The organism is Clostridium vincentii, assembly GCF_002995745.1.
Lineage (GTDB): Bacteria > Bacillota > Clostridia > Clostridiales > Clostridiaceae > Clostridium > Clostridium vincentii.
On the sequence record NZ_PVXQ01000033.1, the window covers coordinates 19,096 to 39,409 of the forward strand.

Annotated in this window: 24 protein-coding genes, 1 riboswitch and 1 other annotated feature; of the genes, 7 read left to right on the forward strand and 17 right to left on the reverse strand. The window is 30.5% G+C overall.

Annotated features, from left to right (window positions below):
* From trpC to CLVI_RS13120, 6 genes are all read right to left on the reverse strand, one after another.
* Window positions 1-783 (reverse strand): indole-3-glycerol phosphate synthase TrpC, encoded by a 783-nt coding sequence (gene trpC / locus CLVI_RS13095; RefSeq protein WP_106060574.1) that lies wholly within the window; start codon window positions 781-783, stop codon window positions 1-3.
* A gap of 11 nt (window positions 784-794) precedes the next feature.
* Window positions 795-1,802, reverse strand: coding sequence for an anthranilate phosphoribosyltransferase (gene trpD / locus CLVI_RS13100; RefSeq protein WP_207655383.1), 1,008 nt, complete (start codon window positions 1,800-1,802; stop codon window positions 795-797).
* Window positions 1,792-2,373 carry an anthranilate synthase component II gene (locus tag CLVI_RS13105; RefSeq protein WP_106060576.1) on the reverse strand — a complete coding sequence of 194 codons (582 nt, stop codon included), beginning with the start codon at window positions 2,371-2,373 and terminating at the stop codon, window positions 1,792-1,794. The genes trpD and CLVI_RS13105 overlap by 11 nt, the downstream gene beginning before the upstream one ends.
* A complete protein-coding gene (gene trpE / locus CLVI_RS13110) occupies window positions 2,370-3,761 on the reverse strand; it encodes an anthranilate synthase component I (RefSeq protein ID WP_106060577.1) in 1,392 nt (463 codons plus the stop codon). The genes CLVI_RS13105 and trpE overlap by 4 nt, the downstream gene beginning before the upstream one ends.
* Window positions 3,762-3,887: 126 nt before the next feature.
* Window positions 3,888-4,124: a binding site (T-box leader), on the reverse strand.
* Window positions 4,125-4,320: 196 nt separating this feature from the next.
* Complete coding sequence (gene chbG / locus CLVI_RS13115; protein ID WP_106060597.1) at window positions 4,321-5,061, reverse strand: chitin disaccharide deacetylase; 741 nt, start codon at window positions 5,059-5,061, stop codon at window positions 4,321-4,323.
* A 256-nt stretch (window positions 5,062-5,317) separates the two neighbouring features.
* Window positions 5,318-5,614 carry a Dabb family protein gene (locus CLVI_RS13120; protein ID WP_106060578.1) on the reverse strand — a complete coding sequence of 99 codons (297 nt, stop codon included), beginning with the start codon at window positions 5,612-5,614 and terminating at the stop codon, window positions 5,318-5,320.
* A gap of 230 nt (window positions 5,615-5,844) precedes the next feature.
* Here CLVI_RS13120 and CLVI_RS13125 point away from each other — a divergent pair, with 230 nt between their 5' ends.
* Both CLVI_RS13125 and CLVI_RS13130 read left to right on the forward strand, forming a co-directional pair.
* On the forward strand, window positions 5,845-6,285 hold the full coding sequence (locus CLVI_RS13125) for a LytTR family DNA-binding domain-containing protein (protein WP_106060579.1): 441 nt from the start codon (window positions 5,845-5,847) through the stop codon (window positions 6,283-6,285).
* Between the two features lie 11 nt (window positions 6,286-6,296).
* Complete coding sequence (locus CLVI_RS13130; RefSeq protein WP_106060580.1) at window positions 6,297-6,746, forward strand: DUF3021 domain-containing protein; 450 nt, start codon at window positions 6,297-6,299, stop codon at window positions 6,744-6,746.
* A gap of 68 nt (window positions 6,747-6,814) precedes the next feature.
* Here CLVI_RS13130 and CLVI_RS13135 read toward each other — a convergent pair whose 3' ends face one another.
* From CLVI_RS13135 to thiS, 5 genes are read right to left on the reverse strand one after another with little or no spacing between them, the layout of a single operon-like run.
* Window positions 6,815-7,384, reverse strand: a complete 570-nt coding sequence (locus CLVI_RS13135; protein WP_106060581.1) for a thiamine phosphate synthase — start codon at window positions 7,382-7,384, stop codon at window positions 6,815-6,817.
* Window position 7,385: 1 nt separating this feature from the next.
* The gene (gene thiH / locus CLVI_RS13140) at window positions 7,386-8,498 is read right to left on the reverse strand and encodes a 2-iminoacetate synthase ThiH (protein WP_106060582.1); all 1,113 of its coding nucleotides are present in this window, start codon (window positions 8,496-8,498) and stop codon (window positions 7,386-7,388) included.
* A 12-nt stretch (window positions 8,499-8,510) separates the two neighbouring features.
* Window positions 8,511-9,275, reverse strand: coding sequence for a thiazole synthase (locus CLVI_RS13145; RefSeq protein ID WP_106060583.1), 765 nt, complete (start codon window positions 9,273-9,275; stop codon window positions 8,511-8,513).
* Between the two features lie 32 nt (window positions 9,276-9,307).
* Window positions 9,308-10,111: a sulfur carrier protein ThiS adenylyltransferase ThiF gene (gene thiF, locus CLVI_RS13150; protein ID WP_106060584.1), complete on the reverse strand. Its 804-nt coding sequence runs from the start codon at window positions 10,109-10,111 to the stop codon at window positions 9,308-9,310.
* A 1-nt stretch (window position 10,112) separates the two neighbouring features.
* The gene (gene thiS, locus CLVI_RS13155; RefSeq protein ID WP_170065673.1) at window positions 10,113-10,307 is read right to left on the reverse strand and encodes a sulfur carrier protein ThiS; all 195 of its coding nucleotides are present in this window, start codon (window positions 10,305-10,307) and stop codon (window positions 10,113-10,115) included.
* 82 nt (window positions 10,308-10,389) lie between these two features.
* Window positions 10,390-10,501: riboswitch (TPP riboswitch) on the reverse strand.
* A 208-nt stretch (window positions 10,502-10,709) separates the two neighbouring features.
* Between thiS and mscL the strand changes: the two genes are divergently transcribed.
* Window positions 10,710-11,138: a large conductance mechanosensitive channel protein MscL gene (mscL, locus tag CLVI_RS13160; protein WP_106060586.1), complete on the forward strand. Its 429-nt coding sequence runs from the start codon at window positions 10,710-10,712 to the stop codon at window positions 11,136-11,138.
* Between the two features lie 74 nt (window positions 11,139-11,212).
* On the opposite strand, the gene CLVI_RS13165 is transcribed toward mscL, so the two are convergent.
* The 3 genes from CLVI_RS13165 to CLVI_RS13175 all read right to left on the reverse strand — a co-directional run bounded on the left by CLVI_RS13165 (window position 11,213) and on the right by CLVI_RS13175 (window position 14,175).
* Entirely contained in the window at window positions 11,213-12,454 is a 1,242-nt protein-coding gene (locus tag CLVI_RS13165; RefSeq protein WP_106060587.1) for a diaminopimelate decarboxylase, read from the reverse strand.
* Window positions 12,447-13,154 carry a TrmB family transcriptional regulator gene (locus CLVI_RS13170; protein WP_106060588.1) on the reverse strand — a complete coding sequence of 236 codons (708 nt, stop codon included), beginning with the start codon at window positions 13,152-13,154 and terminating at the stop codon, window positions 12,447-12,449. The genes CLVI_RS13165 and CLVI_RS13170 overlap by 8 nt, the downstream gene beginning before the upstream one ends.
* Before the next feature lie 163 nt (window positions 13,155-13,317).
* The gene (locus CLVI_RS13175; protein WP_106060589.1) at window positions 13,318-14,175 is read right to left on the reverse strand and encodes a CvfB family protein; all 858 of its coding nucleotides are present in this window, start codon (window positions 14,173-14,175) and stop codon (window positions 13,318-13,320) included.
* Window positions 14,176-14,307: 132 nt separating this feature from the next.
* On the opposite strand from CLVI_RS13175, the gene CLVI_RS13180 reads away from it, so the two are divergent.
* Window positions 14,308-15,291, forward strand: a complete 984-nt coding sequence (locus CLVI_RS13180) for a CehA/McbA family metallohydrolase (RefSeq protein WP_106060590.1) — start codon at window positions 14,308-14,310, stop codon at window positions 15,289-15,291.
* Between the two features lie 67 nt (window positions 15,292-15,358).
* Here CLVI_RS13180 and CLVI_RS13185 read toward each other — a convergent pair whose 3' ends face one another.
* On the reverse strand, window positions 15,359-15,682 hold the full coding sequence (locus CLVI_RS13185) for a hypothetical protein (RefSeq protein WP_106060591.1): 324 nt from the start codon (window positions 15,680-15,682) through the stop codon (window positions 15,359-15,361).
* A 238-nt stretch (window positions 15,683-15,920) separates the two neighbouring features.
* Between CLVI_RS13185 and CLVI_RS13190 the strand changes: the two genes are divergently transcribed.
* The 3 genes from CLVI_RS13190 to CLVI_RS13200 all read left to right on the forward strand — a co-directional run bounded on the left by CLVI_RS13190 (window position 15,921) and on the right by CLVI_RS13200 (window position 17,478).
* Window positions 15,921-16,388 (forward strand): Lrp/AsnC ligand binding domain-containing protein, encoded by a 468-nt coding sequence (locus CLVI_RS13190; RefSeq protein WP_106060592.1) that lies wholly within the window; start codon window positions 15,921-15,923, stop codon window positions 16,386-16,388.
* Window positions 16,389-16,455: 67 nt separating this feature from the next.
* Window positions 16,456-16,662: a DUF378 domain-containing protein gene (locus tag CLVI_RS13195; protein ID WP_106060593.1), complete on the forward strand. Its 207-nt coding sequence runs from the start codon at window positions 16,456-16,458 to the stop codon at window positions 16,660-16,662.
* Window positions 16,663-16,851: 189 nt separating this feature from the next.
* Entirely contained in the window at window positions 16,852-17,478 is a 627-nt protein-coding gene (locus CLVI_RS13200) for a putative ABC transporter permease (protein WP_170065674.1), read from the forward strand.
* A gap of 61 nt (window positions 17,479-17,539) precedes the next feature.
* On the opposite strand, the gene CLVI_RS13205 is transcribed toward CLVI_RS13200, so the two are convergent.
* Complete coding sequence (locus tag CLVI_RS13205) at window positions 17,540-19,291, reverse strand: phosphoenolpyruvate carboxykinase (ATP) (RefSeq protein ID WP_106060595.1); 1,752 nt, start codon at window positions 19,289-19,291, stop codon at window positions 17,540-17,542.
* A gap of 106 nt (window positions 19,292-19,397) precedes the next feature.
* Window positions 19,398-20,108: a lysophospholipid acyltransferase family protein gene (locus tag CLVI_RS13210; RefSeq protein ID WP_106060596.1), complete on the reverse strand. Its 711-nt coding sequence runs from the start codon at window positions 20,106-20,108 to the stop codon at window positions 19,398-19,400.
* Window positions 20,109-20,314 lie beyond the last annotated feature (206 nt).

Below are 20,314 nucleotides of genomic sequence, written 5' to 3' on the forward strand. Positions count from 1 at the left end.
TTACTTCCCTCTAAAAGAATTGAATTCTTTCTTGAAATTCGCATCCTTAATGTTTCTCATGAACATTTCTCCAACTAGGGCACCATTTGCACCAAAGTCCTTAACTCTTTTTAAATCTTCGATACTATGCATACCACTTTCAGATATAATTGTTTTACCCTTTGGAACATATTTTATTAGTTTTTCTGTTGTTTCCAAGGTTGTATCAAAGGTTTTTAAATTTCTGTTATTAATTCCAATAATCTCACTATCACATTCTAGAGCAAGTTCTAATTCTTCCTTAGTATGAACCTCAACTAAAGGCATTAAATCAAACTTTCTACATTCCTCATAATACTTTTTAAGATCTTTTCCTAAGACAGCCGCAATCAATAAAATTCCTGAAGCCCCTAAAATTTTAGCCTCATATATTTGGTAAAAATCAATAACGAAATCTTTTCTAAGTATTGGCCTATCACTTAAAGATCTCACTTTTTTTAAATATTCATCTGAACCTTTAAAATAATCTTCCTCCGTTAATACTGAGTAGGCATCTACATTTAGTTCCTTATAAAAATTAGCTATTTCTTCAATATTAAAATTAGGAACTATTACCCCCTTTGACGGAGAAGCTTTTTTATATTCTCCAATTATTGATAAGCCATCCCTATCTAAAACTGATTTAAATAAATTATCTACTTTAGGAACTTTCAGAGCACTTTCATATACCTTATCTATAGAAATCAAAGCTTTTCTTTTCTCTAATCTCACTCGTTTTTTATCACAAATTTTATCTAGTATCACCTAAATTCCTCCTATACAGCAGAAGCTATTTCCTTATATTTTTCATATGCCTTTCCTGAATCTATAAGCTTATTTGCAAGAGTTATTCCATCTTCTAGAGAATCTACAATTTGCGCTACATAAAGAGCTGCTCCAGCGTTTATTACAACGATATCTCTCTTTGGTCCTTTTTCACCCTTTAAAACATTAATTATTATCTGCGAATTTTCCTTAGGTGTTCCCCCTGCAATGTCCTGAATATTGGCCCTTGCTATTCCATACTTTGTTGGGTCTATCTTGTATTCCTTTATTTTTCCATTACTAACTTCACAAACTGTAGTTGTTGTCGTCGTTGTTATTTCATCTAAACCATCATCACCATGTACAACCATTGCTCTTTTAAGTCCTAAATTAAGAAGTACCTCTCCAGCAGCCTTAACTAAACTTCCATCATAAATTCCTAGAAGTTGTCCGCTTATTGGGGCTGGATTTGCTAAAGGTCCAATTAGATTAAATAAAGTTCTTGTTCCTAATTCCTTTCTTTCCTTAGCAACATTTTTCATAGCCTTATGATATTGTGGGGCAAATAAGAATGCCATACCCTTTTCTTTAATAATATTCTTACTCTCCTCTGTTGAATAATCAACCTTAATGCCAAGTTCAGTTAAAACATCAGCACTTCCACTTTTGCTTGAAACTGCACGATTTCCATGTTTCGCAACCTTAGCTCCACCACTTGCTGCAACAATTGCAACTGCAGTAGATATATTAAAAGTCTTGCCACCATCTCCACCAGTTCCACAGGTATCAATTAAATTTTCACTACTTTCTACATCACAGGTCAACATATTATCTCTTAAAGCTTTAACAGCACCTAAAATTTCAGCTGGAGTCTCCCCCTTAACCCTAAGACCAACTAAAAATCCACCAATTTGAGTTGAGTTTGCCTCGCCTTTCATAATCTCATTTATAACTCCGCGGCTCTCATCTTCAGTTAAGTCATTGCCATCAATAATTTTTAAAATTGCCTTATTTATTATCATAACAAATTACCTCCACAAAATTTTGTAACATTCTTTTACCCTTTGGTGTAAATATTGACTCAGGATGAAATTGAAGTCCGTATATTGATTTTGATTTATGCTTTAATGCCATAATAATATTGTCATCTAAAGTTTCTGCTATTATCTCTAATTCATCTGACAGGCTTTCTCTTTCTGCTATTAAAGAATGATATCTCATAACATCAATTCGTCTACTAATCCCTTCGAATATATCATTACCTTTAATTTGAATTTTCGAACTTTTACCATGATATATTTTCTCAGCACGTACAACTCTGCCTCCAAATGCAACTGCTATAGCTTGATGTCCTAAACAAATTCCCAAAATTGGAATTTTTCCTCCTAGTTTTTTAATAACCTCTACTGATATTCCTGCATTTTCAGGTATCCCAGGTCCTGGAGAAATTACAATTCCTTCTGGCTTTAATTCTCTTAATTCCTCTATTGTTATCTCATCATTTCTAACAACCTTAACCTTTGTAAACTCACTTAAATATTGATATAAATTAAAGGTAAAGGAATCATAATTATCAATTAAAACTATCATCTCAATGCCTCCTTTAATGCCATTAGCTTATTTTGAGTTTCTTCAAATTCTGTCTCTGGATTAGAATCATATACAACTCCTCCTCCGGATTGAAGATAAGCTACTCCTTCTTTCAAAACTAAAGTTCTTATAGCGATGCACATATCCATATCTCCTCCATAGGAAAAATAACCTACTGCTCCTGCATATATACCTCTTTTTTTAGTCTCAAGCTCTTCTATAATTTCCATAGCTCTTATTTTAGGAGCTCCGGATAATGTTCCGGCTGGAAGACAAGAAGCTATTGCATCAAAAGCATCCATATCCTTTGCTAATTCTCCAACAACTTGGCTTGTTATATGCATTACATGGGAAAATCTCTCTATTTTCATAAAATCTTTTACTTCAACAGTTCCAATTTCACTAATTTTTCCAATATCATTACGTCCTAGATCAACTAACATTACATGTTCTGATCTTTCCTTCTCATCTAGTAGTAATTCTTTTTCTAGCTCATTATCTTCCTTTGTTGTGGCTCCCCTTTTCCTTGTTCCCGCTATTGGATTAGTCATAACTTCTCTACCTCTAACTGATACAAGGCTTTCCGGTGAAGACCCAATTACTTGGTATTCATCATAATCTATGAAAAACATGTAAGGAGATGGATTTTCTTCTCTTAATCTTCTATATATTTCTAAAGGAGTTTTATTAGTTTTGCAATACATTCTCTGGGAAGGTACTACTTGAAATATATCTCCAGCTATAATATACTCCTGTGCTCTTTTTACAATTTCCATATATTCTTCTTTAGATGTACCAAGTTTTATTATAACTTCTTCTTGAATATCCTCATCTTCATCTATAAACGGGGTTAATACTATTTGCTTAAAGTATGCCTTTTGATCTCTAACTATTGTGTCATAATCTCTTTCATCATCTAAAAATATATTTTCAATCACATATACTTTATGGGTAAAATGATCATAACAAATATATTTTTTATAAAAATTAAATCTAATAGTTGGTAAATTTAATTCATCTTCGTTTTCAAATTTAAGTTTCTTTTCATAAAGAGCAATTGTATCGTAGCCCATATAGCCTATTGCTCCACCCTTAAATGGAAAGGGATTTCCCTCAGGATTAAAATCTACTTTAACTTCATTTTTTATTTCTTCTATTTCCTTTAATGTTTCTCCAACGACTTCCTTATAGGGAGATTCACCTAGAAAAGAATATCTACCAAAATGTTCTTCACGACTTCCACTCTCAAGGATAAATCTTCTTCTTCCTTTTAATCCATTATATAAAGTAATTGGTGTTACACCATCGCCCCTATATTCAGTTATAAATGAAAAACCTGTCTTTTCTGATTTTCTTGCATCATAGTTGCTCTTTGCTGTACTTATCATTTTAAATCCTCCATTCATCAAAATAAAAAAAGTCACTCCACCCCAAATATTGGGATGAAGTGACTCACATTGCCACCCAAATTCATATAACACAGCTATCAGAAATAAAAAAAAGTATTTCATCCTATTTAGGACGAAATACTAAAATTTCGTTATGCCACCTATGTTACATATCTTAATTAGATACAGAAATTAATCGATACCCTATCTTTTTAACGGTAGACCCCCGTACACCTGTACTAAAATTTTCCAAGTGTAGTCTCAAAGACCCATTCAATAAAGGTTACAGTACCTGGTTCACACCACCCCAAGCTCTCTGGAAACTAAACTCCCATATCTACTCTTTCTCATCAAAGACTTTATCATTTATCTCATTATATGGATTAACTCAGTAATATGCTACACCTGTTTAAGGTAATATACGCTAATTATATACAAATATCATATATTTCCTCATAATATCTCTGTATTTCTTTAATTTATAAATTAATATCCTCTACGTCTATTTTATAATTACTTTGTTTATCTGAACTTATACTCTAACAAGTTTCACCACTTATTATTTTATAGCTTTAAAGTTTATTAATTGAATATTATTTTCTTTAATATAATTTTTTACTATATCACTAGTCAATGTAGTCAGTTCTTGGGTCCTTGGCATTGCATATGAACTCATATCTAATATCGCTTGATCTAAATATCCTGGATGACACATTATTTCAAGGGACTCAAAATTTTTATTTTTTTCTATACTGTTAATAAGTCCCTCTGGATTAATTTCTGTATTTCCGTAAAATCCACCTGTAAATCCTTCAGTTGTCGCTATTCCTTTTAAATAATTTTCACATACCTCACCTAATAATCTTACTGGGATATCGTATTCTACAGCAAATTCCCTAACTATCTCAAGAACTTTACTAATCCCATGTACATGATGGTGACTATCGATATGTGTAGGCTTAATACCAAAGGATAGGAACTTGTCCATTTGCCTTCTAAATTCTTTTCTTATATCTTCGCTTGTTGCAAGTTCTTTTATTTTATCTATTTTATGGAATCTTCCCGTCTCATCCACTAATGAATTTACCCCTTCTGCCAGTGGGAAACCTGCTGTCAAAACAAAATGAATTCCTACTCCAAGCTTTGGATAATTCTTTGATAATCCAGCTGCATATTCAGCATCTGGCATATTACACATAAGTGTAGTAGATGTTAAAACCCCCTGTTCATGAGCTTCTAAAATTCCTAATGTTACGGCTTTTGTTATACCAAAATCATCTGCATTTACTATTAATTTCATATTAATTCCCCTCTCATCAAATCTCTTTTTTGGTCTTAAAGAATATTGCATTTCTTCCCACTCTTATATATTGAATATAATTAATGTTATGCTTTAGCTGTATTGAATAGGTTTACATTTATAATACACTGATTTAAGCATAATTTCCACCCAAAGTTCTCGAATCCTTAATTATTAACTTTTATTTTCATTCTAAATATAATAAAGACCTCACCTTGTATCTTATTGATGAAGTCTCATTATCTAAAATTCTAAATTATATTTCATAATCAATAGAAGTTCTATCACATACTAAGCTATGGACAACCTCTTTAATTTTTAAATGCTCTGGATGTCCTTGATATGCTTCTTGTGCTTCTTGTGATGTAAATTCACAATAAAGAGCCACATCAAATTTGCCGCCATTATAATTACTTCCTACTTCTATAGCAACAAGTCCATCAACAACACCAATTAGCGGCTTGAATTTACCCTGTAAAAGAGTTATAGTATTCTCTAATTTTTCTCCCTTTGCTTCTTCTTTTAATTCCCATAAAACAATATGTTTAATCATATCTAATTCCTCCCTTTAGAAAATTTTCATATTATATATCCATTATTTCACTTAACGTTACAACTTTTATATTGTAGTGTCAAATATGTTTGAAGAATTATAAGGTATTATATGAACCACTTATATACAAATAATAACCAACTGCTTATAATTCATTGCTGTCTATAACAATAATTGTATAATAAAACTATCAGTTAACTGAATAATAATTAAAAAGGAGGGGCCTCAACTTGGACGTAGAGATTAAAATCGATAAAAATATAGAAACTACTAAAATAGTAATATATACAAAAGAAATGACAGATGATATTTCAGACCTAGCCTGTAAATTATCTTCTAATCCTTCCACAATAATTATGGGATTTAAGGATGAAAAAGTTTTTTTACTTAATAGAGATGATATTTTTCGCTTTTACACGGAAAACAATAAAATTTTTGCTAGCTGTTTAAATGAAAACTTCAAAGTTAAATATCGCCTTTATGAACTAGAAGAAAATTTAAATGGGACTTCCTTTATAAGAATATCCAATTCTAAAATTGCTAATTTTAATAAAGTTTCAAGTCTTGATATGGGTATAAGTGGAACCATTAGCTTGAAATTCAAAAATGGTGATATCACTTTTGTATCAAGAAGATATGTGGATAAAATAAAAAAATATTTAAATTTATGAGGTGATTTATTATGACAATGAAAAAAGCTTTGCTTAGAGGTATTCTAGGAATTCCTATTGGAGTTTTTATATCTACAACTATAGCTTTGGTAATATCTTTATTCTATGGTGAATTTTCACCTACATCTTTAGAATTAATTCAAGAAACTGGTAGTGAGTTAAATGCCACTATAATTCAATACGGATTAAGTTGCCTATTAGGATTTGTTTGTTCAGCAGCCTCTGCTATTTTTGAGATAGACTCTTGGGGTATGACTAGACAAACCTTTACACACTTTATTATACTCTCTCTAGTTTTCTTTCCAGTTTCTATATTTTCAAAGTGGGTTATCTTTGATTTTATTTCAATTGCAAAATACTTTGCCCTATGGTTCTTTTTATATGTAGTTATATGGATAGCTCAATATATTTTTTGGAAAATTAAAACTAAAGAACTTAATAAAAGGATTAATATTAAATGATTTTATTTAGGCCATCATATTCTGCAGAATATGATGGTCTAATATTCTTTAAGATAAAATAACATTAATCATATAATTTTATCATTGAAAATAGGCTGTTTCATAAGTGATGACATAATAGCCACTCCATAAGCTCCACTATCTAGAACATCATTATAATTTTTTTCATTTATTCCTCCAATAGCATAAACAGGAATTTTAACCTTGCTACAAATCTCCTTTAGTTCAACTAAGCCTCTAGGGGGCACTCCCTTTTTGCAGTCAGTTTCGAAAACATGTCCATATAATAAATAGCTTGCTCCTAAGGCTTCACCATCTATTGCTTCCCTTAAACTATGTATAGAAACTCCAATAATCCCTTCATAATCTTTAGATCTTCCCTCACTAAAATGATTAAAGGAAAGCTGAATACCTCCAGCCTCCACATCTTTAGCTACTTTTATATTTCCATTAATAATTAGTTTTATACTAGAATTAACTAATATTTTCTTTATCTCCTTAGCCATGATTTTCAAATCATCATAACTTAAATCCTTTTCTCTTAAAATAAGATATTCTAGGTCCATCATAGAAATTTCAGCTATTCTGCCATAAAAATCATCACAAAGTTTTCTATTGGTTACCCCTATAATCTTCACCTTAGAAATCGCCTAACCAATCCTTGAATATAGGTTCATATCCAATACTTCTTATCATCGCCTTCATTTCATTTTCATCTCTGTCATCTGAAATATCGAATTGAACCTCTCCAGCCTCTTCTTCCTTCAAAGTATGTCCGCCAATTGCAGTTGAAACACCTGCTGACACTTTATTAACTCCTAAAGGAATTAATTTCTCCCTAAAGTCCCTTGATTCTCTTGAGGATATATTTAAGGTGCAATTAGGAAACATCAGCCTCATAGCTATAATAGCTTGTACAACACCCTTATCACTAACTTCTTCCAAGTCATTATATCCTCCTACGCAAGGCCTAATTCTTGGTGTAGAAAATCCTACCTCCACCTCCGGATATTTTTTTCTTAAATATTCTCCATGAAGCATCATCTTATAAACTTCTATTCTCCAATCATTTAATCCTAAAAGAGGAGCTAAGTTAATGCTTCTAATTCCAGCTTTGCAGCCTCTTTCTATAGAATCTAATCTCCATTTATAATTTTTCTTAGGGCCAGCTACATGAACCTTATCATAAATCTTTTCATCATATACCTCTTGATAAACTGTTAAAGAATCTACTCCAGCCTCTATTACTCTTTTATAATCCACCTCTGACAAAGGATAAATCTCTATGGCCAAAGATGCAAAGTACTTCTTTAGAATGTGAGTAGCATCAATAATATATTGTACAGGGGTGTCTTTCTCTGATTCTCCTGTTAAGTAAATTATATGCTTAAACCCCTTTTTACTTACAGCAATGGCTTCCTTCTCTATTTCTTCCATGCTTAACTTTTTCCTATGGATATCATTATCATGATTAAATCCACAATAAGCACATTTATTCACACAATAATTTGCAAGATATATTGGAGTATAGAGTAAAACTGTATTTCCAAAATACTGCTTAGTTAATTTATTTGATTTTTGGGCAATCTCTTCTAGATATTCTTCAGCTTTAGGTGAAATTAAAGCCAAGAAGTCCTCATGTTGGAGGTTCTTCTTATTTATAGCTCTTTTCACATCTTCATCTGTTACATTTTTTAACCTGTCATAAAAATCGAAATTTGTGCTTTCTTTTATGTATTCATATACACTCATGTTATTTCCCCCTTACCCTAAAAATCCAGTTAAAGGTGATGATGCATTACCCTTAGTATTTTCTACTCCTAGGCCTGCTAGGTATGCTTCACGGCCTGCTTCTACAGCTTTTTTAAAAGCTCTAGCCATAGCAATTGGATCCTTTGAAGATGAAATTGCAGTATTAACTAAAACTGCAGCGGCTCCCATTTCCATAGCCATAGCAGCATCTGAAGGCTTTCCTATACCAGCATCTATGATAACCTGTCCATCTATTCCATCTATCATAATTTCAATTAATTCCTTTGTTCTAATACCTCTATTACTTCCAATTGGAGATCCCAGTGGCATTACTGCAGCTGCCCCTGCCTCTATCATTCTCTTTCCCATCATTAAATCTGGAGACATGTAAGGTAAAACATTAAAACCTTCCTTAACTAAAGCTTCTGTTGCCTTAAGGGTTTCTAAATTGTCTGGCATTAAGTACTTTGTATCTGAAATTACTTCTATCTTAATCCAGTTTCCACATCCCATAGCCTTTGCAATCCTTGCAATTCTAATAGCTTCCTCTGCATTTCTTGCTCCTGAGGTATTCGGAAGAAGTATTATATCTTTAGGAATATACCCTATTATATTCTCTTCTTTATTATCTAAATCTACCCTTCTAACTGCCATTGTAACCATATTGGTTCCCGACTCCGTACAAACCTCTGGAAGTATTTTATTGTTACCATACTTTCCTGTACCAATTAATAATCTACTACTTAGCTCTTTTCCACCTAATATAAACTTGTCCATTTTTCTATTCCTCCTAATTTTTTAATTGCGCCTTATACTTCTGTTTCATTCAATAGTAATCTTAAAGCCGTATTAGCCTCATGATTAGCTACAATAGCAACCCTTGGTGCCATTAACCCTTCATTTAAGCCAGCCTCATGAAGATCATCACCGCACATGTACAGCCTATTGTTTATTTTTTTTGTCTTTATAATATTATTCGAATAAAATCCTGCCATTCCAGAACCTGAAATAACCTTAGTTTCCTTGAATTTTGTTAAAACTTCTCCAACTAAAATAGCCTTATAAACAGGATTATCAAAAGCTTCAATTACAATATCTACATCTTTGAAAAGTTCTTCTATATTCTCTTTTTCTACTTTTATATCCTTAGCTTCTACCTCTATAAATGGATTAATTTCCTTTAATATTTCCTTTAATGCATCCACCTTCTTCATCCCAATATGCTTTATATAATACTGTTGCCTATTAAGATTACTAGGTTCTACCACATCAAAATCCATTATCTTAATATGCCCAACCCCTACTCTAGCTAAAGAAATTGCGATATTAGATCCCAGACCACCAGCTCCAGCTATAGCTACTCGTCCCTTTTTTAAAGCTTCATGAACCTTTGGAGTATGCCGACTTGCCATTAACGCTTCAAGTTCATTTCTTTTTGGTATTTCACCTTTTTTTATGAAACAAATTCTATCTTCTTCTTTTATTATCATGTCTTCTTTTATTGGGAAGCCATTAACAATAACTATATCCGCGTCCTCTTTGAATTTTTTTCTAAGTCCATAGGCTGTAGTTTCTTCTACATGCATTTCCATTTCATTAATATAAACCTTCATCTCAGCCCCCTCCAACAAAACTTATCACTTCGATAACATTACTATTTTTTAATATAGTTTCTCCAAAACTTTCCTTAGTTATAATTTTGCCGTCAAGTTCTACTACAACTTTATCCTTGTTAATCTGTAGTTCATCCAAAAGCTTATCTAAGGTTTTATCCTGCTTTAACTCAATATCCTTGCCGTTAACTTTCATATTATTCACCCCCCTTTTATTTACCCTAGGAATGCAAAAAAGACTTGCCATAGGCAAGTCTTAAAACTCTAAAAGTATTGGGGTTTAAATCCCATTGCTTCCCTACGGTGGTACTAACCACATCAGGTTTCAAGGGTCTCAATTCTAACAAATATCTCTCAGCCAACTTATGGTTGGCACCCCTAGCCTTTAGGCACATGAAAAAAATAGCCAAATATACTGGTCTATTATTTTTTGATTGCGCCTTATTTAGTTATAATTTATATTATATGGCGATTATTCTCTCCTGTAAAGAGGTTGTTAGCAGTTATTGTATATTTATAATGAATAAAAGAGTCCCCCTATTACTTTTATAAATTTATGTTATACTTTAAAACATAAATATTTTAAAGGGGGAGACTTATGCTAAAAGATTTCAAAAAATTTGCTTTGAAAGGCAATATGATTGACTTAGCCATAGCTGTTATTATTGGTGGAGCATTTACTAAGCTTATTACATCACTAGTAAATGATATTATTATGCCATGCCTTAGCATCTTTGTGGGAAAATTAGATTTTTCAAATTTGTTTATAACAGTTGATGGTAGTAAATATGATACTATTGCGCAAGCACAGGAAGCAGGTATTGCTACAATAAATTATGGTACATTTATCTCTGGAGTTATTAATTTTTCAATTATGGCTTTTGTTGTATTTATTGTAGTAAGACAACTTACTAAATTACATAAAAAACCAGAAATTATCCCAACAGAAAAGACTTGCCCATTTTGCAAGACAAAGATTAATATTGATGCTACAAAATGTCCAAATTGTACTTCTAGTCAAGGTTAATTAGAAATTTAAAATTATTGAAAAAGCCTGCAAAATTTATTAAAATAAATTTTGCAGGCTTTTATCATAAAATACTAAATATCAAGAGTTGCAAAGTAATCTTCAGGAGTCTCTGCTCTTCTTATTTTTCTTACAGTTCCATCCTCTTGTAGTAGGATTTCAGCTGATTTAAGTTTACCATTATAATTATATCCCATAGCAAATCCATGAGCACCAGTATCATGTATTACAATTATATCGCCCTTATCTATCTTTGGAAGCTTACGATCAATTGCAAACTTATCATTATTTTCACATAAAGAACCAGTTACATCATAAAGATGATCACATGGTTTATTCTCTTTACCCATAACAGTAATATGATGATATGCACCATACATTGCAGGTCTTAGAAGATCAACTGCTGAAGAATCCAAACCTATATATTCCTTATAAGTATGTTTTTCATGAATTGCAGTTGATACAAGATGTCCATAAGGTCCAAGCATAAAACGTCCAAGTTCTGTATAAATTGCCACATCACCCATTCCAGCTGGCACTAAGACTTCTTCATAAGCTTTTCTTACGCCTTCACCTATTATGGAGATATCATTAGGTTTTTGATCTGGAGTATATGGTATTCCAACTCCACCTGATAGATTTATAAATTTTATATGTACGCCGGTTTCTTCTTTTAACTCTACAGCTACCTTAAATAGTATCTTAGCTAAAGTAGGATAATATTCATTATTAACTGTGTTACTTGCTAAAAATGAGTGCATCCCGAATTCTTTAACTCCAAGTTCTTTTAGCTTTAAGAAAGCTTCAGTCATTTGTGCCCTTGTAAGACCATATTTTGAATCTCCGGGATTATCCATTATAGTTGTTCCTAGTGAAAAAGTTCCACCTGGATTATATCTACAAGAAATTGTCTCCGGAATATCTGCAACTTCCTTAAGAAAGTCAATATGAGTTATATCATCTAAATTAATTGTTGCATTTATTTTACGAGCATATTGGAATTCATTAGCTGGAGTATCATTAGATGAAAACATAATTTCTTCACCTTTGAATCCACATCTATCTGACATCATTAATTCAGTTAGAGATGAACAATCAAGTCCACAGCCTTCTTCCTTGAAAATCTTAAGTATTTCTGGATTTGGAGTTGCCTTTACTGCAAAATATTCTTTAAATCCCTTGTTCCATGCAAAAGCTTGATTTAATTTACGGGCATTTTCCCTTATTCCTTTTTCATCATAAATATGGAATGGTGTAGGATACTCCTTTATAATTTCTTCTAATTGCTCTTTTGTTACAAATGGCTTCTTACTCATTTTTATAATCATCCTTTCCTATTTGAATTAATTTTATTTCATTAGTAAGAGAGTCTTTAAAGACTTCAACTAAATTGTTATTACTTGAATATAAACAGGTTGAATTAGATTTATCTGTAATTTCTCCTGTTAATACTAATTTTGAATCTACTATAAGTCTAATTTGACTTGGTTTCTTTTTTGTATGATACACTATGGCTCCATTAAGATTAAATGTTGAATTAGTAATTATAACTATTTTTATTCCTCTATTCCTTAAACTTTCTAATTCTGCAATTATCTCTTGTAGTCTACCCTGACTCATAGATAAATACACTCTTTCATTAGCTTGAAGAAGCATATTTTTTATTTTATCAACTATATGCTTTTCGCTTTTTACAGTAATATATCCATCACTTTCTTCTTTTCTCTTGGGAATACTCTTAAGTAGCTCTGCTTTATTTTTCTTCATTAATCTGATTTTATTTTCACAAAATTCCTCTATGCTAACCGGAGTATATAAAACTGCGCTTCCTTCAATTATATAAGCCGCACCCTTTTCAACTAATCCAGCTAGTGCATTATAAGAATTTGACTTAGATATAGCTGTTAGTTTTGAAACTTCATACCCATTTAACTCGCCTTGTTCAAATAGCAGCATATAAATACTAGCTTCTTGCCTAGTTAAGCCAAAACTCATTAAGTTTTCTATTGCTTCCACATATCCACGCCCTTAATTAAGTATTCCTATATAGGACTACTATACAACTTTATCTCAATTCGGTCAATAGCTGATAGTAATTTTCATTACTATTTTAATATCTAATAAATTAAACAATCTACAAATTATATTAAATACAACTTGTAGATTGTTTTGAAATTATCTATTCTGTTAATTTTGATTGCTCTACTTCTGTTAATTTAGTTCCCTCAGCATTTTGTTCTATTATTCCTTCTTTCATTAGCCCTCCAAGAGTCATTTTAAAATAATTTTTTGAAGTATGAAAAGTTTCCTTAATAAGATCTGGTGATGTTTTATCATTAAATGGCATAGTGCCTTCATGTTCATTTAAGTAATTAATAATTTGGTCCCTAACTATTTCTCTCTCATCTAATCTTTTCTTTCTTGTTGTAAGACCAATTACTCCATCTTCATATATTTTATTTACTGTTGCCATGAATTTATCTCCAGGATAAATATCTCTAAAATGTTCATTTCCTAAAACAATTCCTCTATATTTTCCGTCAATAGCAACTCTAATAGTCTTTTCTCCGCCTTTACCATATGTAATAACCTCAACCTCTTCCTCCATTTCATAATCCCCACCAATTTCAATATGAGTATCAACAAATGTAGTGGCTGCAATTCTATCAGTCTTATCTAAATAAGCATAGAATAAATATTTTTTCCCAACTATAAGTGAAAATTTTTGTTCTTTTATAGGAATAAATATATCTCTATCTAATCCCATATTAGCAAAAGCTCCAAAAGAATTTACCCCAACTACCGCTAAATAAGCTAATTCTCCTACTGAAATCAATGGTCTATTTAAAGTAGCTATCGGTCTATCCTTTGAATCTTTATAAACGAAAATTTCTACTTCGTCTTCCACGTTAATGACTCTATCTCCAATTACAGCCTTAGGCAATAATATGTCATTCCCATCTCCATCTGTTAAATAAAATCCAAAGTCAAGTTCTCTGTCTACTGTTAGTTTGTTATATTCTCCAATATATATCATTAAAATCTCCTACCTTTTTTAAAATTGTTCTTGTTTGTCTCTACTTATTTTATCATTACTAATAATTATTGTCATTATTTTAAACTCCTGAATAGTATAATTATAGTGATTAATTTTTAGGAGCTACTTTTTTTGGGAAAGAGCAAAGAAAAACCATTAAAATATTATTATGGAATTCCGCATTGTCATAGTTCCTTTTCAACTGGTGAAGGGACTCCATATAATGCTTTTGACTATGGTAAAAATAACGGACTAGATTTCTTAATTATAACAGATCATAATTCTTATCTTTCTAAGGAGCTTCTTATAAATAATAAAAGAATTTCCAAATGGATGACAACAGAAATTATGAGAGATAAATTTAAGAAAAACTCAAATAATTTTTTACCCCTAGCAGGATTTGAAACTAAGACTTATTCCTATGGAGATTTTAATATAATTAATCCTAGCACCTTTTTTACAGGTGTTGTTAGGGATTTAAATCTTCTTGTGCTTTGGATGCTAAATAATCCAGATTCTATTATTACCATAAATCATCCTCATAAAAACATAAACTTTTTAGATTACAATGAATTACTAAATAAACTTATCACGTCTGTTGAAGTAGGCAATGGGTCTTTTCCTAATAAATATTCAAGACATGATACCTACTACTATAATCTACTTGATAAGGGGTGGAAACTAGGAGCAATTAACGGACAGGATAATCACAAAGTTAATTTTGGAGATAGTGAAAATCTCACTGTTTTTTTAGCTACAGATTTAGATTCTAAAAGCCTTATAGACGCCTTTAGAAATAGGAAAACTTATTCTACTGAATCAAGGTATCTTAAAATGCATTTTACAATTAACGATGTTTTTATGGGAGATGAAATTAAAGAAAAAACTAGTATATTGCAATTTATGATATTTGCTGAAGATACTAAAGTGAAAATCACCTCTATAGAAATCCTTACCAATAAAGGTATTGTAGTGAAAAAAATAGACAGTCTTAATCTTAATTCAATAAAATATATGTATAATCACAAACGGGAAGAAAATGAAACATGGTATTTAATTAAAATATACCAAGAGGGAAAAAAAGTCGCCATAAGTTCAGCTATCTTCCTTAGATAAAAAAATCCCATAGCAAACTATATTCTAGTCCGCTATGGGATTTCCAACTTTTTTATTATCCGTATTTCTACTTATCTTTTTTAACTCTATTTGGTTTTGCTTTTGGTTTAAATACTATTTTCTTGTTCGCATTTTTTTTAGGTCCACCGGTTTGGTTAATATCCCAAAACCAAGAAAAGAAAAGAACTATTACTACTGTAATTCCAATGCTAATATATACATTCTCTGGCTTAAAAAACAATTGAAATACAAATCCTACAATAGCTATTCCAAGCGGAATATATTTATTGATGCGTATCTTTGAAAACACAAACTTTTTAAGAAGTGTAAGTGCTCCTATTAATACCACCGCCATAAGTACAAAATATAATACCATTAATAAAATATCCATATTATCATATCCTCCTACTAAAAAACTATATCTTAATAGTAGATTAAAAATCTATTTTTTTCAAGTAAAATAAGAAAGCTTTAGAATTATTTTAATAAAACTACATAAACTTTTATAGAAATTTTTGATGAAATAATAAATTTTTTTAAGTATTTTCTCCATTTTCATATTTTTTTGTTTAAAATTATACTATAATTTAATAAAATAGAATGAATTATTAATAGCGAGGTGTACTAAAATGAGTGATAATGTAACTTCTCAATTAGATGAGTTAGATCTTCAAATATTAGATTTACTTATTAAAGATTGTAGAACTCCTTATTTAGAAATAGCAAGAATATGTCATGTAAGTGGTGGAACTATACATGTACGCATGAAAAAAATGGAAGACTTAGGGATAATTAAAGGTTCAAAAATTCTCTTAGACCTTGCAAAACTTGGTTACGATGTTTGTTGTTATGTTGGGATTTATGTTGATAAGACCTCATCTTTCCAATCTGTATTTGAAGAAATGAAAAAAATACATGAAGTAGTAGAACTTCATCTAACAACAGGTAGCTACTCTATGTTTGCTAAAGTTATTTCAAAAAGCATTAAAGACCTCCAAAATATATTGCTTGAAAAAATAAATAATATATCTGGAATTCAAAGGACTGATACTTTTATTTCATTATCTCAACCAATAGATAGAAATATAGAACTTTAACTCCATTAGTATAATATAATTCACTCCGGACATAATAAATAAAGAAATTTAAAAGGAGTGTGTTTATATGAAAATTTTAGATTCAATTGCTTTTATCTTAGTTTTGATAGGAGCTATTAACTGGGGACTTATCGGTTTTTTCGGGTTTGACTTAGTTGCTACCTTATTTGGTAGTATGTCTATGTTTAGTTCAATAATATATGGATTAGTAGGTATATCCGGAATTTATTGTTTATCCTTCTTTGCAAAAAAAAGATATGTAAATGTAGAATAGGAATTAATATAGTCTAGTATAGAAATTACTAGACTATATTTTATTTACAAGGAATTTTAAGATTTTCTTAAGTTTATATTTAATGTTTTCTTAATATTGATAATATATAATTAAATTATCTTAAATAATTAAAAGGAGGAAATTAATATTAATAACATTGTTTTTTATAACTTTAGTATTTATAATTTATTGTTTTACTATATTATTTATTCTTTCTTCGGATGGTGTATTGAAGTTCTTTATGCATATAAAAATCATAAAAAATTTGTAAATAGAGGATTTCTTCATGGCCCATTATGTCCAATTTATGGAGCTTGTATCTTATCAATTGTAATATTACTTTCTAAGTTTAAAGGTAATTTATTTGAATTATTAATAATTGCTACACTTTTTACTTCAGTGATAGAATATCTTACAGGTTTTTTACTAGAAAATATTTTTAAGACTAAATATTGGGACTATACTGATGATCCCTTTAATTTAAACGGAAGAATATGTCTACACTTTTCTATAATGTGGGGTGGAGCTTCTGTAGCTGTTGTTAGGATAATTCATCCTATTATAGCTTCTTTTATAGATCAGATTCCTTATATATTAGACCCGGTATTATTTTTTATTATCCTATCTTATTTAATACTAGATTTTCATTATACTTTAAATGCACTTATAGATTTCAGTAAAATTTCAAATGTGTTTCAAATAGATGCAGGTGCTATTGCAAGTAAATATTCTTCCTTTATACACAGCTCTAACCTGGAAGAGAAGTTTCAAAATATTAAATATAAGATACTCAATTGGAAAAATAAAAATTTGTAGAAATTTATTTATACCGGTTAAAACAGTAAAATGCCCAGTAATAATATTACTGGGCATTTTATTATTTCAATTTTTTAATTTCATCGAACAACTCTAACGCAGCATTTCTAGGTCCTGTCTTCTCTTGACCCTTAACACCAATACAGGTCTTTATTTGACCAACCTTGACGGATGCTTCATTATACATTGCATAGAAGTATTTTTTTATCAATACTTCTGTTTCCTTTTGCTTTTGGGCTGGTCCAAATGGATTTGCAAAAAATGATTCAACAAGTCCAGTCTCCGAAGTTGTTCCTTTAGCCATTCTAGCTCCAGATGTAAACACCTTAATTGCCTCTTCTACCGTTTCAAAATATTCTATTGAATGTCCATTTTCTTCAACTGCTGTATAGTTATTTGCATAATAGAATAAGTCTACTGGGTAGCCCTTAGTAATTTCCTTATATGATGATACAGGCATAACAAGTCTTGCATTAACCTTATCTGGATTCATAAATATACTTCTATCCATTTCCTTAAATGCATATCCTTGATCAAGATCATCAAGTCTTACAAATGCACCAATTTCTGTTCCATATCCAATCATCTTTCCATTTTCATACTTAAATACTCCCATATCATCAAATATTATCTTCAAATCTGAAATATACTCTTCACTTAATGCTCTAAAAGCTTCTAAGCTTTCAGACTTACCCGCTCCACTATCTCCCATAATAACAACATTAGCAGTTTTACCATTTTTAAGCGTTAAATTAACCATAGCTCCATGAATTGGCAAGTATCCTCTTTTTATCATAACTAGATTATGGAGGGTTAAAGTCATTTTCTTCATATATCCAAAATATTCGATTTTATCAGAATGGTTTATGTAACCAAGGATAATATCGTTTTTTTCATCTATATAAAATACATCTTTAAGTTTTTCAGAATCATCAGTTGCTCCAAACACATAAATATTGTCTGGTTTTCTTCCTTTACATTCTTCCTTTCTTGCCATTTCAAAAAGATTACAAAGTGTAATTCCATGTTCCATATAATCTCTATGAAAATATATATAGGTTAATAATTCTCCAACTTTTGCAGGATAACAAAACCAATGATCCTTATTAATATTTGCATTTTGCAATGGATTCTCATGAACTTCTGTGAATATACCATCTCTAGTATTTCTTTTAGGATAAGTTATAAATGGAGTTTCTAATAATATAGAATCAATAAAAGGAATATTCTCTAATATTTCATATTCCTTTGGTATAGGCCATACTAATTTATTGATCATTATGGAAGCATTCCCACCAACTGGTATTTGTCTAAATACCTTTGGAGTTACTCCTAATACATTATGCTCAATCTTTCTATATAGTTTTAATATCAAACTGGAAAACCCAGCATTTGCTTCCGTAAAGCTCATTGCTGCTATACCATTTTCAATAGCCCCACCATGTATTAATGTATATCTCTCGAGTTTTCTCCAAAATAAATATATATTTTCAACTAAAGCAATAAAATTATCCTTATCTTGAAGTAATTCAGAATATTGCGAGTTACTCTCAATAATTTCCTCGGCGTTCATTACCGTTAAACTCTTAAATATCTTTGCAAGGTCTTTCCTTAAAGATGCAACATCACGAGTATTAAGCGATTTACTTAAGTATTTAAAAGATAATGTATCATTTTTTTGAGTTTGCTTTATATACACTTCAATTATTCTACTAAACCCCTCACTTTCTAATATATTCTGGAATGTTTTGCAATACTTAGTTGTAAAATTAATTATTATTTTATCATTACTAATAGAGAATTCTTTTTTCATTACTTTTCCCCCTTATAATTTTTATACTTTATAAAATTACATTTTTATATTTTTCAATGTAAACATTAACATTGAAATTTCATTTCCAAAATATTAAGGGTATAAATCATATTATTGTTTTATGCATTCTGCAAACTTTATCATAAAGCTCATTTAAAAGTTCTTTTTCATCTTCCTTTGATAAATCCTTTGTTTCAATCTTTTCCCCAAAAATAATATTTACCCGTCCTGGAGAAAATCTTTTCTTAGCTTCATAACATGCAGAAGTACCACTAAGAGCAAAAGGTACAATTGGAACTTTAGATTTTGTAGCTATTTTTAAACTACCTTTTTTAAACTCATTTAATTTGCCATCTTTACTTCTAGTTCCTTCTGGAAATATGCCAAAAGTATAACCTTCTTTAACATTTTCAATAGCTTTATTTATAGCCTTTACCCCTTCTCTTGCATTATTTCTATCTAAAGCTACAGATTTAAGATGAGTTATCCAATAGCCAACCACAGGAGCCTTAACCAACTCTGCTTTGGCAACAAGGTCAATCTCCCTCCCTATCGCATGTCTTAGCAAAGGGATATCAAGCAAACTTTGATGATTACCCATAAAAACGCAAGTCTCTTTAGGTATATTCTCCTTACCTTCTATATGTATGTCCATGCCAATGATTTTAATAGTAACATCACTCCACTTCCTAAAAACCTCTTGTCCGTATCTCCAAGCAGCTTCTTCCCCTTTAAATTTATATAAAAAACTTCTTTTAATTCCCTTTAACCTAACCCATGCCATATATATCCCATAGGGTATCATCTCAATGTGCATAATAACGCTGACCTCCTTTATTATTTAACTAGCATAATTATATCCTTATAAAATATTATATGCAATAACGTGATATAGCTTGATTGAGTCAAGTAAAAGTGGGCAACTATTTTATTATCCATTATTTTACAGTATATATTTATAACTTCCCTTAAGCATTTTTACTCTTAATTGTAACTAATATCTCCAAATCCTTTTAATCCACA

Coding starts and splice junctions, on each gene's coding strand:
- CLVI_RS13105 (WP_106060576.1), bottom strand. CDS start 2,373: ATGATAGTTTTAATTGATAATTATGATTCCTTTACCTTTAATTTATAT.
- trpE (WP_106060577.1), bottom strand. CDS start 3,761: ATGATAAGTACAGCAAAGAGCAACTATGATGCAAGAAAATCAGAAAAG.
- chbG (WP_106060597.1), bottom strand. CDS start 5,061: ATGAAATTAATAGTAAATGCAGATGATTTTGGTATAACAAAAGCCGTA.
- CLVI_RS13120 (WP_106060578.1), bottom strand. CDS start 5,614: ATGATTAAACATATTGTTTTATGGGAATTAAAAGAAGAAGCAAAGGGA.
- CLVI_RS13130 (WP_106060580.1), top strand. CDS start 6,297: ATGACAATGAAAAAAGCTTTGCTTAGAGGTATTCTAGGAATTCCTATT.
- thiH (WP_106060582.1), bottom strand. CDS start 8,498: ATGAGTGTATATGAATACATAAAAGAAAGCACAAATTTCGATTTTTAT.
- CLVI_RS13145 (WP_106060583.1), bottom strand. CDS start 9,275: ATGGACAAGTTTATATTAGGTGGAAAAGAGCTAAGTAGTAGATTATTA.
- thiF (WP_106060584.1), bottom strand. CDS start 10,111: ATGAAGGTTTATATTAATGAAATGGAAATGCATGTAGAAGAAACTACA.
- thiS (WP_170065673.1), bottom strand. CDS start 10,307: ATGAAAGTTAACGGCAAGGATATTGAGTTAAAGCAGGATAAAACCTTA.
- mscL (WP_106060586.1), top strand. CDS start 10,710: ATGCTAAAAGATTTCAAAAAATTTGCTTTGAAAGGCAATATGATTGAC.
- CLVI_RS13165 (WP_106060587.1), bottom strand. CDS start 12,454: ATGAGTAAGAAGCCATTTGTAACAAAAGAGCAATTAGAAGAAATTATA.
- CLVI_RS13175 (WP_106060589.1), bottom strand. CDS start 14,175: ATGATATATATTGGAGAATATAACAAACTAACAGTAGACAGAGAACTT.
- CLVI_RS13185 (WP_106060591.1), bottom strand. CDS start 15,682: ATGGATATTTTATTAATGGTATTATATTTTGTACTTATGGCGGTGGTA.
- CLVI_RS13190 (WP_106060592.1), top strand. CDS start 15,921: ATGAGTGATAATGTAACTTCTCAATTAGATGAGTTAGATCTTCAAATA.
- CLVI_RS13195 (WP_106060593.1), top strand. CDS start 16,456: ATGAAAATTTTAGATTCAATTGCTTTTATCTTAGTTTTGATAGGAGCT.
- CLVI_RS13205 (WP_106060595.1), bottom strand. CDS start 19,291: ATGAAAAAAGAATTCTCTATTAGTAATGATAAAATAATAATTAATTTT.
- CLVI_RS13210 (WP_106060596.1), bottom strand. CDS start 20,108: ATGCACATTGAGATGATACCCTATGGGATATATATGGCATGGGTTAGG.